We start from the raw sequence: 14525 nt of genomic DNA, 5'->3' as shown, positions 1-14525 counted from the left end.
GTGGCTCGTTTTTAACTTTACCCTCATGGATGTTGTCCTCTCGATCATGAAACAAGTAACTTCTTTTCGCTTAATCAAGAGCATAGCGCTCGGCTCCGTTATCGCGATGAGCGCAGTTTCCGTTGCGCAAGCCGATGACGTTAATATCAAGACCATGATCCCAGGGGTCCCGCAGATTGATGCGGAAGCCTACGTCCTGATTGACTACAACTCCGGTAAAGTTTTGGCGGAAATGAACGCCGACGCACGCCGCGATCCGGCCAGTCTGACGAAAATGATGACCAGCTACGTCATCGGCCAGGCGCTGAAAGCGGGTAAAATCGGCCCGGAAGACATGGTTACCGTGGGGCAAGACGCCTGGGCAACCGGCAACCCGGTATTCAAAGGCTCCTCGCTGATGTTCCTGAAGCCGGGCGATCGCGTGCCGGTTTCCAAACTGACTCGCGGCATCAACCTGCAATCCGGTAACGACGCCTGTGTGGCGATGGCGGATTACGTAGCCGGCAGCCAGGACGCGTTCGTTAACCTGATGAATACTTACGTCAACAAGCTGGGCCTGCAGAACACCCACTTCCAGACGGTACACGGCCTCGACGCACAGGGCCAGTACAGCTCCGCGCGCGATATGGCGTTGATCGGCCAGGCGCTGATCCGCGACGTGCCGGACGAATACGCGATTTATAAAGAAAAAGAGTTCACCTTCAATAACATTCGTCAGATGAACCGTAACGGTCTGCTGTGGGATACCAGCCTGAACGTGGACGGTATCAAAACCGGCCATACCGATGCGGCGGGTTATAACCTGGTGGCTTCCGCCACTGAAGGCCAGATGCGCCTGATCTCTGCGGTATTGGGCGGCCGGACTTATAAAGGCCGTGAAACCGAGAGCAAAAAGCTGCTGACCTGGGGCTTCCGCTTCTTCGAAACCGTTGCACCGCTGAAAGTGGGCAAAGAGTTTGCGTCTGAACCGGTCTGGTTCGGCGATGCGGATCGCGTTGAGCTGGGCGTGGACAAAGACGTCTACCTGACCATCCCACGCGGCCGGATGAAAGATCTTAAAGCCAGCTATGTGCTGAACACACCGGAAATTCATGCGCCACTGGCGAAAAACCAGGTTGTCGGCAGCATCAACTTCCAGTTGGATGGCAAAACCATCGAGCAGCGCCCTCTGGTGGTGATGAACGAAGTGAAAGAAGGCGGTTTCTTCAGCCGCATCGTGGATTATATCAAACTGATGTTCCACCACTGGTTCGGTTAACAGTTGAAACGGGCAAAATTGCCCCCATATACTGATTAACATTAACTCCCGCTCCGGCGGGAGTTATAATTTATAGATTCGCTATGTTGATAGCAGCACTCTGGAGCGCACATGAAAACTAAACTGAACGAACTGCTCGAATTCCCTTGCTCGTTTACCTACAAGGTAATGGGCCTGGCACAGCCAGAGCTGGTAGACCAGGTGGTGGAAGTGGTACAGCGCCATGCGCCGGGGGATTACAACCCGGAAGTAAAACCGAGCAGCAAAGGCAATTACCACTCCGTCTCCATCACCATCAACGCCACCCATATCGACCAGGTGGAGACGTTATATGATGAATTGGGCAACATTGAAATTGTCCGCATGGTGCTGTAATTCCAGCATAAAACCCTGCATACCAACCCGGGCCAGAGGATCGTCTGCCCGGGTTGCGCATTTTTGGTCAGTGAAATGCTGGTCGCGGGCCAGACCGCCCGGTATAATGGCATTATCACTTCTGTAACCTGACGATGACTCTTTTGCAACCAGACAAGATCATTTTGCGTCAGCTGGGGTTGCAGCCCTATGAGCCTGTATCCCAAGCCATGCACAACTTCACCGATCGCAGAACCAATACCACGCACGACGAGCTGTGGTTGGTTCAGCATCAGTCCGTGTTTACTCAGGGCCAGGCCGGTAAAGCAGAGCACGTGTTAATGCCGGGTGATATTCCGGTTGTCCAGAGCGATCGCGGCGGCCAGGTGACCTACCACGGTCCGGGGCAGCAGGTGATGTACGTGATGGTCGATCTGAAACGCAACAAGATTGGCGTTCGCCAACTGGTCACGGTTATCGAAGATACCGTTATTAATACCCTCGCCCACTTCCGTATCGAATCGCGCGCCCACCCGGATGCGCCCGGTGTTTACGTGGGGGAGCAAAAAATCTGTTCGTTGGGTCTGCGGATCCGCAAAGGCAGTTCATTCCACGGCCTGGCACTGAATGTGGCCATGGATCTCAGCCCCTTCCAACGCATCAACCCTTGCGGTTACGCCGGCATGCAAATGGCGCAGGTCAGCGCGCTGGTGCCCGGCGTAGGCATAGAAGACGTACACCCAATCCTGGTACAGGAATTTGTTCATTTACTCGGCTACTCGAAGGTCGAGCTTCGTAACTGGAACCTGCACGATTATGAGTAAACCAATTCAGATGGAACGCGGCGTTAAATACCGCGATGCAGACAAAATGGCGTTGATCCCGGTTAAAACGGTGGTCACCGAACGGCAGGAGCTGTTACGTAAACCCGAGTGGATGAAGATCAAACTGCCTGCCGACTCTACACGCATTCAGGGCATTAAAGCCGCCATGCGTAAAAACGGTCTGCATTCGGTGTGCGAAGAAGCTTCCTGTCCGAACCTGTCTGAATGTTTTAACCACGGCACCGCCACCTTTATGATCCTGGGTGCCATCTGTACCCGCCGCTGCCCGTTCTGCGACGTGGCTCACGGCCGCCCGGTCGCCCCCGATGCCAACGAGCCGGAGAAACTGGCCCAGACCATCGCCGACATGGGCCTGCGCTACGTGGTAATCACTTCGGTTGACCGCGACGATCTGCGCGACGGCGGTGCTCAGCACTTTGCCGACTGTATCGCCGCAATCCGCGCCAAAAACCCGACCATCAAAATTGAAACGCTGGTGCCGGATTTCCGTGGCCGTATGGATCGCGCGCTGGAAATTCTCACAGAGACGCCGCCGGACGTGTTCAACCACAACCTGGAAAACGTGCCGCGCGTCTACCGCCAGGTTCGCCCGGGCGCCAACTACGAATGGTCGCTAAAACTGCTCGAGCGATTCAAAGAAGCGCATCCGCACATCCCAACCAAATCCGGTCTTATGGTCGGCCTGGGGGAAACCAATGCGGAAATCGTTGAAGTCATGCGCGACCTGCGCCGCCACGGCGTCACCATGTTGACCCTGGGCCAGTACCTGCAGCCAAGCCGTCATCACCTGCCGGTCCAGCGCTATGTCAGCCCGGCAGAATTCGATGAAATGAAAGAAGAAGCGATGGCGATGGGCTTTACCCATGCGGCCTGCGGCCCGTTTGTTCGTTCCTCCTACCATGCCGATTTGCAGGCGAAAGGGATGGAAGTGAAGTAAGTGCGGTAATGATTTGTTACATTTCATCTGGCGGAAACGCCAAAAACGGATGTCCTTGCGGCATCCGTTTTTTATTGCTCCGCAAAAAACGTAATTACTGGTCTTTCTTTTCGACGCTCTGCGGGTTGGATTGGCTTTCTGCCGTGTTTGCCGGCGGCGGAGTGGTGTCGTCGCCTACGGCCTTTTTAAAGCCCTTCAGCGCAGCGCCCAGATCGGCACCCAAGGTGCGCAGTTTGCTGGTACCGAACAGCAAGATAACCAACACCGCAATCACCAGAAGTTTGGTAATACTGATACCTTCCATACTCACCTTCTTATTCATATAGCGCTGCACAGGCAGCGAAAAAACAAACCTTGCCTAAGGTTATTTACCTACTTTCGCCAAGCCAACACAACAACAACATGTAACAGAGTGAGATCCCTGCGCCGAGACCGCTTTTAAATGCATTGAGCATTAATCAGACTATTCTGAGTTATCACACTGCATGGTACGCTGTCGTTACACCTATCAGGGAGCCGCAGGATGTATGCACCATCAGTTATCGATACCAGACGATCCGGCCTGAGCTTCGCCAGACGTACCTATTTGCCACGCATCGCCGGCCTGGGAATCGGTTTTCTCTGTGTGTTCTCGGTGCTCTATTCGCGGCAACCGGCCCTCTGGACGTGGGGGCTGCTGATTTTTCACGGTTTTATTTGGCCGCATGTCGCCTACCAATGGGCGCGCCGCTCTGCCATGCCCTTCAAGGCGGAAACCCGCAACCTGCTGATCGATTCGTTTTTTGGCGGTCTATGGGCAGCCATGATGGCTTTCAATGCATTGCCGTCGGTGGTCATTCTGTCGATGATGGGCATGAACAATATTGCCGCCGCCGGCAAGACACTGTTCTTTAAAGGGCTGGCGGCGCAGCTGGCCGGCGCCCTGACGGTCAGTGCCCTGTTGGGTTTTCCCTTCCAGCCACAAAGCACGCCGCTGCAGATCTACCTCTGCCTGCCGATGATCTATCTCTACCCGGCACTGCTGGGGTTGGTCACCTATCGCACCGCCAAGCGGTTGGCGCAGAAAAAACAAGAGCTGCTGCGTATCAGCATGCGTGACGGCCTGACAGGGCTGTACAATCGCCGCCATTGGGAGCATTTACTGCATCACCAATTCGACAGTTGCCGCCGCTACCAACACACCGCGACCCTGATCCTGATAGATATCGATCGTTTTAAAACCATCAACGACACCTTCGGCCATGCGCTGGGTGACGAGGCGCTGGCGGTGCTGGCAGAAGAGCTGTTAATTGGCCTGCGCGCCGTGGATATCGTCGGGCGCTACGGCGGTGACGAGTTTGGCGCCGTGTTGCCAAATACCAGTGCAGAACAGGCCAGCATTGCGCTGCTGCGCATCCAGGAACGGTTGAACGGCATTATTTTCCGTGAAGCGCCGCAGTTGCGGCTGAACATCAGCGCCGGTATAGCCGATTACCACGGTGAAATGGGCGGCTATCTGGACTGGCTGAAAGCCGCCGACAGTGCGCTGTACCGGGCAAAAAACAATGGTCGCAACCGTTTGGAACTGGCGGTACCCGGCAACTAACTTAATAGCTTGGCAAAGTATTTAGGGACCTCCAAAAAACCCTCCCGCCGATAGAACGCGTGGGCCCGTTCACGGCTGCCGTGGCAATGCACTTCCAGGCGATCACAGCCGCGCCGGCGGGCCAATGCCTCACCTTCCGCCAACAAGGATTGACCGACACCCAGGCCGCGCGCATGGCTATCAATGCAAAAATAGCTGATCCGGCAAATATCTCCGGCCAACGCCAACTGCGGCAAGAAATGCAGCGACAAAATCCCCAGCACCTCATTATCGTCATCGTCGGTCGCGACCAGCAACGCTTCATCGGGATGCGCCAATAGTTGCGCCAGACGCGCGTCAATAAATGCCCCGGTTCCGGCGTAATCCAGCTCCGTCATTAACGCCACAATGGCGTCTTTATCAGCCTGTACCGCCGTTCTCACTTTCATTTCGGTTGTTTCCGTCGTCACAGATACTACAAAATAGGCGGCGCCGGGTGTAAGATCCAGCCTGCGTGGCAAAAAGCGGCGCCGATCGAAGGAGATGACATTCCTCCATAACCGCCCTCACAGGCTGATGATGTCTACGTAACCTCTCAAAGGGGTGCGTAGCGTCGCGCCTGACCCTTTCTGAGCCTTGATTCCCCTTTTAGTGAAAGGTATTTCAACCATGTTGAGTTCTTTACTGGCAGTCTTTATTGGCGGTGGTGTCGGCAGCGTGTTGCGTTGGGTCATCAGCATGAAGATGAACCCGCTTAACGCGCATATCCCCCTGGGCACGCTGGCGGTGAATCTGGTAGGCGGTTTTATCATCGGGTTGGCCATTGCCACCTTTACCCGCATAACGCACCTGGATCCCACCTGGAAACTGCTGATTACCACCGGTTTCTGCGGCGGTTTAACCACCTTCTCCACCTTTTCGCTGGAGGTCGTGTATTTGCTGCAAGATGGCCGTTTTGCCTGGGCGCTGGCCAATATGTTGCTCAACCTGGCCGGTTCACTGGCAATGACCCTGCTGGCGTTTATGCTGGTCATTTGGGTTAACGGACAATAGCAAACCTGGTTCTCTTAATGTTTCCTTAATCTGCCGCACGCATAATCTCATCCAGTGCCCCAAACTGGATGAGAACGCGAATGTTTAGCCTGCCCAAAACCACCGCTGAAGTGACCGCGACCCTGCTGTGCCTGCTGATTGTCGCCGCTTTTATCAAGGTTTATCTGTTCGCCTGACGCTTAACTCCCTCAGGCTCCCCCTTTAGAGTTCCCCTTCTGCCGTTCTTGCATTACAATTGAGAATGAACGTTCGCACCCAAAAAGCGAACCCCTCTCTTGGTAAAGGATCGGGACATGATATCCACCAGCGACAGCAGGCAAGCCAAAGCGCAGGCCCGCCGAGATCAAATTGTCGATGCGGCGAAAATCTGTTTTCGTCAGCATGGTTTTCACGCCGCCAGCATGGCGGAAATCGCCCAGGGTTCGCAGCTCAGCGTCGGTCAAATCTACCGCTATTTCGCCAATAAAGACGCGATCATCGAAGAAATCGTCAATCGCATCATCGCCAGTAAAATGCGCCATCTTGAGGATCTAGGCGATCACATTAACCTGATTGCCGGCACTCTGGCGGCCCGCGCCCAGTTCCAACAACCGGGTGAAAACGAAACTGACCATATGCTGATGCTGGAGGTCACCGCCGAAGCCACGCGTAACCCGGTGGTTGCGAAAATGCTCAGCGATGCGGAAACGCGGCTGTTTCGTCATGTCTGTCAGAATCTGCAGCGGATGTATCCGCATTTCACCGAACAGGAAATCGCCGCACGGGTAGAATTTATCGCCGTATTAAGCGAAGGCACAGGTTATCGCATCCTTACCACGCAAAAAGCCGATGTCAGCTTGCTGAACGGCTTGTATCAACAAGCTATCTCTCACCTGTTCAGGAAACCCTAACTCCCTATGACCAGACAATTATCCAGACAACGTCTGGTGTACGCGGTGGTGCTCGGCCTGCTGGCCGCACTGGGGCCGCTGTGCACCGATCTCTACCTGCCGGCCCTGCCGGAAATGGCCGGCGAGCTGAATACTTCCACCGCCACGGCGCAACTCAGCCTGACCGCCGGCCTGCTCGGGCTGGGCGTAGGCCAACTGATTTTTGGCCCCTTCAGCGACAAACTCGGCCGCATGCGGCCGCTGCTGCTGTCGCTGATACTGTTGCTGGTCGCTTCTCTGTGGTGCGCGCTGGCGCCGAATATAGACCAGTTGCTGATTGCCCGTCTGTTGCAGGGGCTGGCCGGTGCAGGCGGCGCGGTGATCTCCCGCGCCATAGCGCGCGACCTCTATGCCGGGCACGAACTGACGCGTTTCTTCGCCCTGCTGATGCTGGTGAACGGCCTGGCGCCGATTATTGCCCCGGTGCTGGGCGGCGCCATGCTGCAATTGATGGACTGGCGCGGGATCTTCGGTGTACTGGCGGCCATTGCCATACTGCTGTTTACTCTTTCGAGCCTGAAGCTGCGCGAATCGCTGCCCGTGGAACGCCGCAGCCAGGGCGGTATTTTGGCGATGTTGATGTCGCTGGGCGGATTACTGACCCAACGCCAGTTTATGGGTCTGTGCCTGACGCAGGGTTTCGTCATGGCCGGGATGTTCGCCTACATCGGCGCATCGCCCTTCGTATTGCAGCAGATTTATGGCCTAAGCCCGCAGATGTTCAGCCTGTGCTTTGCCATTAACGGCGTCGGTTTGATTATTTCTGCACAGCTTGCCAGCCGCCTGAGCGCGCGTTGGGGGGAAAGGCAAGTGCTGAAAGGCGGCTTAACATTAGCGGCCGTCGCCTCACTGCTGTTGCTGCTGGCAGGCAGCCTGCACGCGCCGCTGACGCTGTTGCTGGTCCCGTTGTTCTTCTCGGTGGCGGTGATCGGCATTGTCGGCCCGACGGCGTCGTCATTGGCGATGCAAAGCCAGGGCGACAAAGCGGGCAGCGCCTCGGCGCTGATCGGCGTGTGCATGTTCGCGCTCGGCGCATGTAGCGTGCCCATCACCGGGCTGGGTGGCACTTCCAGCGTGTCGATGGCGCTGACCATTGTCGGCTGTTATGCCATCGCCATCGCGCTGTTCACCCTGCTGGTGCGCAAACCGCAGGCGTAAGCTACCGCAAAAAGGCAATAAAAAACCCGCTCAGGGAGCGGGTTTTAAGAATTTCGGCTACTGTAGCTTAGATAGCGATAACGTTAGCAGCAGATGGCCCTTTGGCACCGTTCGTGATTTCAAATTCTACACGCTGGCCTTCAGCAAGAGTTTTGAAACCATTGCTAGCGATGGCAGAGAAGTGAACGAAAACGTCCTTGCTACCATCTTCCGGAGTAATGAAGCCGAAGCCTTTGGATTCATTAAACCACTTAACGCTACCTTTAATCTTAGACATCAAACTTACCTTTAACGTGAATGTAAGACACAAAATGTGTGTCCAGTACAGTACAGCAATTAGACCGGATTTTGTCCACAACCTGGATCACATAAAACCGATAAAAAGTGAAAAAATCGGTATCGTCCGCTGTAAATCTGTTGCACCGTTCGCCGTTGCCAATCTTGACAGCTCAATCCTCTTTAATCCCCGGCGAACAACGGCCGAACGCCTGTTTCAGCCCCGGCAACGCGCATTGCCGGCACGATGCAGACATAATCGCTATGAAATATAACCAGATAGTCTTTTTGCTTCCGGCCGCCCTGCACTAGGGTTAGAGCTTATTAACCACAGTGAGCCAAGACTATGACCAGCCAACTGGCCGAGAAGATCGTCGCCTACCGCCGTGAACTGCATCAGAACCCTGAGCTGTCCAACCACGAGTTTGCCACTACCGCACGCCTCACCCGCTGGCTGGAAGAGGCCGGTATCCGTATTCTGCCGCTGGGGCTGAAGACCGGCGTGGTCGCCGAAATCGGCAGCGGCAAGGGCCCGATCATTGCGCTGCGCGGCGATATTGACGCCCTGCCGATAGAAGAGATTTCCGGCGTGCCCTTCAGCTCGCAAAATAGCGGCGTCATGCACGCCTGCGGGCATGATTTTCATACCTCGGTGATGCTCGGCGCAGCGCATTTGCTGAAAGCTCGCGAGGCCACCTTGCCCGGCACGGTGCGTATTTTCTTCCAACCGGCGGAGGAAACCTTCAACGGCGCCCAGCATCTGATCGACGCCGGTGCTCTGGATAACGTGGCCGCGGTATTCGGCCTGCATAATGCGCCGGAGCTGCCGACCGGCACCTTCGCCACCCGCGCCGGCGCGTTTTACGCCAACGTCGATCGCTTCCAGATCCTGATCACCGGTAAAGGCGCGCACGCCGCCAAACCGGAACAAGGCGTAGACACCATTGTCACCGCCAGCCAAATTGTCAACGCGTTGCAAACCCTGCCCAGCCGCAGCTTTAGCTCGCTGGAGTCGCTGGTGGTGAGCGTGACGCGCATCGAGGGGGGCAACACCTGGAACGTACTGCCGCAGACCGTGGAACTGGAAGGTACGGTGCGTACTCACAACGAGAAAGTCCGTCTTCAGGTCCCGGACAAAATCCGCCAGGTGATTAACGGCGTAGCCGCATCGCTTGGCGCGCAGGCGGAACTGCGCTGGCAGCCTGGCCCACCGGCGGTGGTCAATGACGCGCGCTGGGCGGCCTTCAGCAAAACCGTCGCCGCCGAAGCCGGTTATCGGGTAGAAGAAGCGGATCTGCAGATGGGCGGCGAGGATTTCGCGCTTTATCTGCACCACGTGCCGGGCGCTTTTGTCAGTATAGGTTCAGCCAGTGAGTTCGGCTTGCACCATCCGCGCTTTAACCCGGATGAACAGGCGATCTTCCCTGCCTCGCAATATTTCGAACTGCTCGCTGAGCGCACGCTGCAACAATTAGCCACCGTGCCGGAAAAGATCACCAGCAAAGCGTAAAAACCACCTCATTATTATTTCGCGGCGCAGCATCTTCTGCGCTGCGATTTATTATTTCCCCTTTATCCATACCCGCCGCGATATTTGCTATTTTCAACATTTGAATATGCTGTTTTGTTGTTTTACATCCTGAGGGCGCTCATCAATAGTGGGAATTCGACAGATAGCGCCACAGCGGCACTTAACAGGATGAAAGCAATGAGCAACAGTGCGAAAAACAAACGGCAATTGCGTCTTGGCGCCATTTTGCATGGCGCATCGGGAAATATGTCCGCCTGGCGGCATCCGGACGCCACCGCCGACGCCAGCATTAATCTCGATTTTAATATTGCCACGGCGAAAAAGGCCGAACAGGGTAAATTGGATTTCGTGTTTGTTGCCGACGGCTTATATATCAATGAGAAATCCATTCCGCATTTCCTTAACCGTTTTGAACCCCTGACCCTGCTTGCCGCCCTGTCCGCCGCCACCGACAAAATCGGGCTGGTGGGCACGCTGTCCACCTCATACAGCGATCCCTTTACCGTCGCGCGCCAGTTCGCCAGCCTGGATCACCTGAGCAAAGGCCGGGCGGGCTGGAACGTGGTGACGTCGCCGCTGGAAGGGTCGGCAAAGAATTTTTCGCGCACCGAGCACCCGGAGCACAGCCTGCGTTATCGCATCGCCAGCGAATATCTCGATGTCACCAAAGGGTTGTGGGACTCGTGGGAAGGTGATGCCTTTGTGCGTAACAAAAACAGCGGCGAATTTTTCAGCGCCGGTAAGCTGCATACCCTGAACCATCAGGGGGAGTTCTTCTCGGTGCAGGGGCCGCTGAATATCGGCCGCACGCCGCAGGGCCGCCCGATTCTGTTCCAGGCCGGCGCGTCGGAAGACGGCAAGCAGTTGGCGGCAAAACACGCCGACGCCATTTTCACCCACCATGAAACCCAACAGTCGGCGCAGGCATTTTATCAGGACGTAAAAAAACAACTGGTGGAACAGGGCCGCGAACCGGACGATCTGCGAATTTTCCAGGGCGTCAGCGTGATCGTCGGCGACGACAATGAAGACGTGGAACGCCAATATTGGGAAACCGCACGCCTGGTCAGCATCGAGAATGCGCTCAACTACCTGGGCCGCTATTTCGAGCATTATGACTTTTCCCGCCACCCGCTGGATGAGCCCTTCCCGGACATCGGCGATTTAGGGCAAAACAGCTTCCGCAGCACCACCGATGCCATCAAACGCAACGCCCGCGAGCGCAACCTGACGCTGCGCGAAGTGGCGCTGGAAGCCGCCTCGCCGCGCCCGGTGTTCGGCGGCACGCCGGAGGCGGTAGCGGACGGCCTGCAAAACTGGTTCGACACCCAGGCCGCCGACGGTTTCATCATCAGTGGCGGTACGCCGAACTCCTTCGGCCACTTTATCGACCGCGTAGTGCCTATCCTGCAGCAGCGTGGCCTGTTCCGCAGCGATTACAGCGGCGATACGCTGCGCGACCACCTTGGCCTGAAGCAGCCGCTGAACCAATTTACGCAATAAAAACTCTTTTTCAGGGACATTCCGCTATGCGAAAAACCTTTGCCGGCCCCGACATTCATTTAAAAGCCATCAAACCCCGTCTCTACGTGGCGAAAAACCAGCAAGTTCTGGGCGACTAGGAGCATACCTATGGCAAACGACGTCTTTATCCAAACGCTGCCGGACGACCCTTTGGTCGAGCCGGTGATTCAAGGGCTGTTCGGCGAGTACCGCCAGCGCTACGGCGATTATTTTGGTGACCAGGAACAAGAAACGCTGGATCTGTACGCCCCGCCACAGGGCGCGTTTATCGTACTGTTACGCGCCGGAGTGCCGATCGCCATGGGCGCGTTCAAACGCTACGATCCGCACACCGCCGAGCTAAAGCGCATCTGGACGCGAACCGATCTGCGTCGCCAGGGGCTGGCGCAAAAGGTCTTGCAGCAACTGGAGACGCTGGCGCTGGAGCAGGGTTACCGCCAGCTCTACCTGACCACCGGTTTTCGCCAGCCGGAGGCGGTGGGCCTGTATCTGAGCAACGGCTATCAGCCGCAGTTCGACCCCACCGTCGACAGCGAAGTTTACAGCCGCCCGCCCTACGACGGCCGATTGCCGTTTCGCAAGAGCCTGATAACAGCAGGCGCACTCTGTTGCGCGCCGGAAAGGAAGATTGCCTAGGGGCCTGCCCCCTGCCCTTTTATCTGTTTCAGGAGCAATACCATGTCCAAACAAGAAGTGTTGAAAGTGGTTCCCGCGCGCTACCCGCTGCGGCTGGTGGGCGCGCTGTTTTCGGTGTTTATTCTGGCGGCGATAGTCCAGTCGGTGGCGGCCAACGAGCGCTGGGAATGGGCCGTGTTTGCCGAGTGGTTCTTTGCGCCGGCGGTGCTTTCCGGTCTGGGGCAAACCTTGCTGCTGACGCTGCTCGGCACGCTGTTCAGCATTATTTTCGGTACCTTGCTGGCGCTGGCGCGGCTGTCGCGATCTTATCTGTTGGCGTCGCTGGCCTGGGGCTACATCTGGCTGTTCCGTTCGCTGCCGCTGATCCTGGTGCTGATCATCTTGTATAACTTCTCTTACCTGTATGATTCCATCTCGCTGGGCATTCCCTTTACCTCGCTGGTGTTCGCCAGCTACCCGACCATCGATATCCTCAGCCAGTTTTCCGTCGCGGTCCTGGGGCTCACCCTGGTGCAATCGGCCTATACCGCTGAAATCATCCGCGGCGGCATTCTCGGGGTGGAATATGGCCAGCATGAGGCCGCAGCGGCGCTCGGTCTGCCGGGCTACCGCCGCACTTTCCGCATCATTTTGCCGCAGGCGCTGCGCTCAATCGTTCCGACCGGTTTCAACGAGATCATCAGCCTGGCCAAGGGCACCTCGATCGTTTACGTGCTGGCGCTGCCGGAGCTGTTTTACACCATTCAGGTCATCTATAACCGCACGCAGCAGGTGATACCGCTGCTGATGGTCGCGACCGTCTGGTACTTGTTTATCACCACCGCGCTGTCGGTGATCCAATACTACATTGAGCGCTATTTCGCCCGGGGCGCAGTGCGCGAGTTGCCGCCGTCACCCTGGCAGAAACTGGCCGGCTGGATAAAACGTTAGGAGGATTTATGTCCGAAGCTATTGATTATTATGCCCTGCGCGAAGCGCCGGTGCACAACATCGTTCCGGTACCGGCGCGCGGCCTGATTGAAATCAGCAACGTGAGCAAATTTTTCGGCAAGCACAAGGCGCTCGACGACGTCAGCCTGACGCTGCGGCCGGGCACGGTCACGGTGATCCTCGGGCCGTCCGGCTCGGGTAAATCCACCCTGCTGCGCGCCATCAACCACCTGGAACGCGTCGATGAAGGCTTTATCCGCATCGACGGCGACTACGTCGGCTACCGGCGCAAAGGCGACAAACTGTATGAACTGAAAGAGAACGCCATTCTCAAGCAGCGTATCAACGTCGGCTACGTGTTCCAAAACTTTAACCTGTTCCCGCATCTGACGGTGCTGGAGAACATTATTGAAGCGCCGGTGGTGCATAAGATTTATTCGCGCGCTCAGGCAAAAGAAGTCGCTTACCAGTTGCTGGATACCGTCGGCCTGCGCCACAAGGCCGACGCTTATCCGCGTCACCTGTCCGGCGGCCAGCAACAACGCATTGCCATTGCGCGTGCGCTGGCGTTGAACCCGAAGGTAATTTTGTTTGATGAGCCCACTTCGGCGCTCGATCCGGAGCTGGTCGGCGAAGTGCTGGACGTGATCAAAGGGCTGGCGGACCTGGGCGTAACGCTGGTGGTGGTCACCCATGAGATTGGTTTTGCGCGTGAAGCGGCAGATCAGATCGTGTTTATGGTCGACGGGCAGATCGTCGAGCAGGGTAACGCCCGGCAGGTGCTGAACCATCCGCAGCACCAGCGCACCATTAACTTCCTCAACAAAGTTCTGTGACTCGCGGGGCGCAACCGCGCCCCGCCCAATAACTTTATCCCTTCGCGAAGCGGCGTTTCTCGGCGGCGAAATCCAGCGGCTTGATGCCGCGCTGATTGCGATCCTGCTCGGTCAGCAGCGCCGGCGGAATAAACCAGGTCACTTCAAACAACAATCCATCGGGATCGTGACCATAGATGCTCTTGTGCACGCCGTGATCCTCCTCCAGCCCGAGAATGCCGCGCTGCGCCAATTGATCGCGAATGCGTTCGAGTTCATCCAGACTATCGACTTCCCACGCCAGATGGTACAGCCCGGCCGGTGGCTCGTTTTCCGCCGGCGGTTCACCGTTGGCACGAAACACCCCGGCTCGCTGCTGCCCGAGATTTTTGCTGAACAACGCCAGATCGTGATCGTTATCCGAATCGGCCGCCTGGGTAAACACCGCGTTGTCGGGGCTGCCCGAAGGTTTCAGCTTGAACCCCAGCACCTGATGATAAAAATTCGCGCTTTGCTGCACATCGCTGACATACAGCACCGCGTGGTTAAGCCGTTTAATTCCCATCGATTTTCCCTTTCCGCATTGAATACAGTCAGCTTGAAAATAGCACGTGGCCGGAAACCCGCTAAATGCCGTTATCGCATTATCAAAACCGGCGCGCGCAACCTGTCACTGCAAGGCATTCCGCGCTATCATAAGCACTGTATTGAACGA

General features: G+C 56.6%; 17 protein-coding genes and 1 riboswitch. Of the genes, 13 read left to right on the top strand and 4 right to left on the bottom strand.

All coding sequences use genetic code 11. The features are described 5' to 3' along the window. Nucleotides 1–46: 46 nt before the first annotated feature. The 4 genes from dacA (at nt 47) to lipA (ending at nt 3394) form a co-directional block, all read left to right on the top strand. Nucleotides 47–1258: a D-alanyl-D-alanine carboxypeptidase DacA gene (dacA, locus tag JK621_RS04630; RefSeq protein ID WP_212558819.1), complete on the top strand. Its 1212-nt coding sequence runs from the start codon at nt 47–49 to the stop codon at nt 1256–1258. 111 nt (nt 1259–1369) lie between these two features. After that, nucleotides 1370–1633, top strand: coding sequence for a DUF493 family protein YbeD (gene ybeD / locus JK621_RS04625; protein WP_004949579.1), 264 nt, complete (start codon nt 1370–1372; stop codon nt 1631–1633). A gap of 134 nt (nt 1634–1767) precedes the next feature. Then, the gene (lipB, locus tag JK621_RS04620; protein WP_212558818.1) at nt 1768–2436 is read left to right on the top strand and encodes a lipoyl(octanoyl) transferase LipB; all 669 of its coding nucleotides are present in this window, start codon (nt 1768–1770) and stop codon (nt 2434–2436) included. After that, nucleotides 2429–3394, top strand: a complete 966-nt coding sequence (gene lipA, locus JK621_RS04615; protein WP_012005634.1) for a lipoyl synthase — start codon at nt 2429–2431, stop codon at nt 3392–3394. Before lipB ends, lipA begins: the two co-directional genes overlap by 8 nt. 94 nt (nt 3395–3488) lie before the next feature. Here the strand turns inward: lipA and tatA are convergent, their stop codons facing one another. After that, nucleotides 3489–3698 carry a Sec-independent protein translocase subunit TatA gene (tatA, locus tag JK621_RS04610; RefSeq protein ID WP_212558817.1) on the bottom strand — a complete coding sequence of 70 codons (210 nt, stop codon included), beginning with the start codon at nt 3696–3698 and terminating at the stop codon, nt 3489–3491. Nucleotides 3699–3917: 219 nt separating this feature from the next. Here tatA and JK621_RS04605 point away from each other — a divergent pair, with 219 nt between their 5' ends. Beyond that, the gene (locus tag JK621_RS04605) at nt 3918–4979 is read left to right on the top strand and encodes a diguanylate cyclase (RefSeq protein WP_212558816.1); all 1062 of its coding nucleotides are present in this window, start codon (nt 3918–3920) and stop codon (nt 4977–4979) included. Here JK621_RS04605 and JK621_RS04600 read toward each other — a convergent pair. After that, on the bottom strand, nt 4976–5407 hold the full coding sequence (locus JK621_RS04600; protein WP_212558815.1) for a GNAT family N-acetyltransferase: 432 nt from the start codon (nt 5405–5407) through the stop codon (nt 4976–4978). The genes JK621_RS04605 and JK621_RS04600 overlap by 4 nt on opposite strands. Before the next feature lie 81 nt (nt 5408–5488). Next, nucleotides 5489–5551, top strand: a riboswitch (Fluoride riboswitch). A gap of 76 nt (nt 5552–5627) precedes the next feature. On the opposite strand from JK621_RS04600, the gene crcB reads away from it, so the two are divergent. From crcB to JK621_RS04585, 3 genes are all read left to right on the top strand, one after another. Then, nucleotides 5628–6011, top strand: coding sequence for a fluoride efflux transporter CrcB (crcB, locus tag JK621_RS04595; RefSeq protein WP_062793053.1), 384 nt, complete (start codon nt 5628–5630; stop codon nt 6009–6011). A 293-nt stretch (nt 6012–6304) separates the two neighbouring features. Continuing rightward, nucleotides 6305–6901, top strand: a complete 597-nt coding sequence (locus tag JK621_RS04590; protein ID WP_212558814.1) for a TetR/AcrR family transcriptional regulator — start codon at nt 6305–6307, stop codon at nt 6899–6901. 6 nt (nt 6902–6907) lie between these two features. Continuing rightward, nucleotides 6908–8098, top strand: a complete 1191-nt coding sequence (locus tag JK621_RS04585; protein ID WP_212558813.1) for a multidrug effflux MFS transporter — start codon at nt 6908–6910, stop codon at nt 8096–8098. 67 nt (nt 8099–8165) lie between these two features. Here JK621_RS04585 and cspE read toward each other — a convergent pair whose 3' ends face one another. Beyond that, nucleotides 8166–8375 (bottom strand): transcription antiterminator/RNA stability regulator CspE, encoded by a 210-nt coding sequence (gene cspE, locus JK621_RS04580; RefSeq protein ID WP_002210315.1) that lies wholly within the window; start codon nt 8373–8375, stop codon nt 8166–8168. Between the two features lie 345 nt (nt 8376–8720). Between cspE and JK621_RS04575 the strand changes: the two genes are divergently transcribed. The 5 genes from JK621_RS04575 (at nt 8721) to JK621_RS04555 (ending at nt 13831) form a co-directional block, all read left to right on the top strand. Next, nucleotides 8721–9884, top strand: a complete 1164-nt coding sequence (locus JK621_RS04575; protein WP_212558812.1) for a M20 peptidase aminoacylase family protein — start codon at nt 8721–8723, stop codon at nt 9882–9884. Between the two features lie 198 nt (nt 9885–10082). Then, nucleotides 10083–11408, top strand: coding sequence for an LLM class flavin-dependent oxidoreductase (locus tag JK621_RS04570; RefSeq protein WP_212558811.1), 1326 nt, complete (start codon nt 10083–10085; stop codon nt 11406–11408). 129 nt (nt 11409–11537) lie between these two features. Then, a complete protein-coding gene (locus JK621_RS04565; RefSeq protein ID WP_212558810.1) occupies nt 11538–12065 on the top strand; it encodes a GNAT family N-acetyltransferase in 528 nt (175 codons plus the stop codon). 42 nt (nt 12066–12107) lie between these two features. Beyond that, the gene (locus JK621_RS04560; protein ID WP_212558809.1) at nt 12108–12995 is read left to right on the top strand and encodes an amino acid ABC transporter permease; all 888 of its coding nucleotides are present in this window, start codon (nt 12108–12110) and stop codon (nt 12993–12995) included. A gap of 8 nt (nt 12996–13003) precedes the next feature. Next, nucleotides 13004–13831 carry an amino acid ABC transporter ATP-binding protein gene (locus JK621_RS04555; protein ID WP_283249346.1) on the top strand — a complete coding sequence of 276 codons (828 nt, stop codon included), beginning with the start codon at nt 13004–13006 and terminating at the stop codon, nt 13829–13831. Between the two features lie 34 nt (nt 13832–13865). Here JK621_RS04555 and JK621_RS04550 read toward each other — a convergent pair whose 3' ends face one another. Next, nucleotides 13866–14375: a VOC family protein gene (locus JK621_RS04550; RefSeq protein WP_212558808.1), complete on the bottom strand. Its 510-nt coding sequence runs from the start codon at nt 14373–14375 to the stop codon at nt 13866–13868. Nucleotides 14376–14525: the final 150 nt, after the last annotated feature.

This window comes from Serratia plymuthica (genome assembly GCF_018336935.1).
Taxonomy (GTDB): Bacteria; Pseudomonadota; Gammaproteobacteria; order Enterobacterales; family Enterobacteriaceae; genus Serratia; species Serratia plymuthica_B.
The sequence above is the reverse complement of the archived record's forward strand: the minus strand, read 5'-3'. Positions and strand labels throughout refer to the sequence as shown.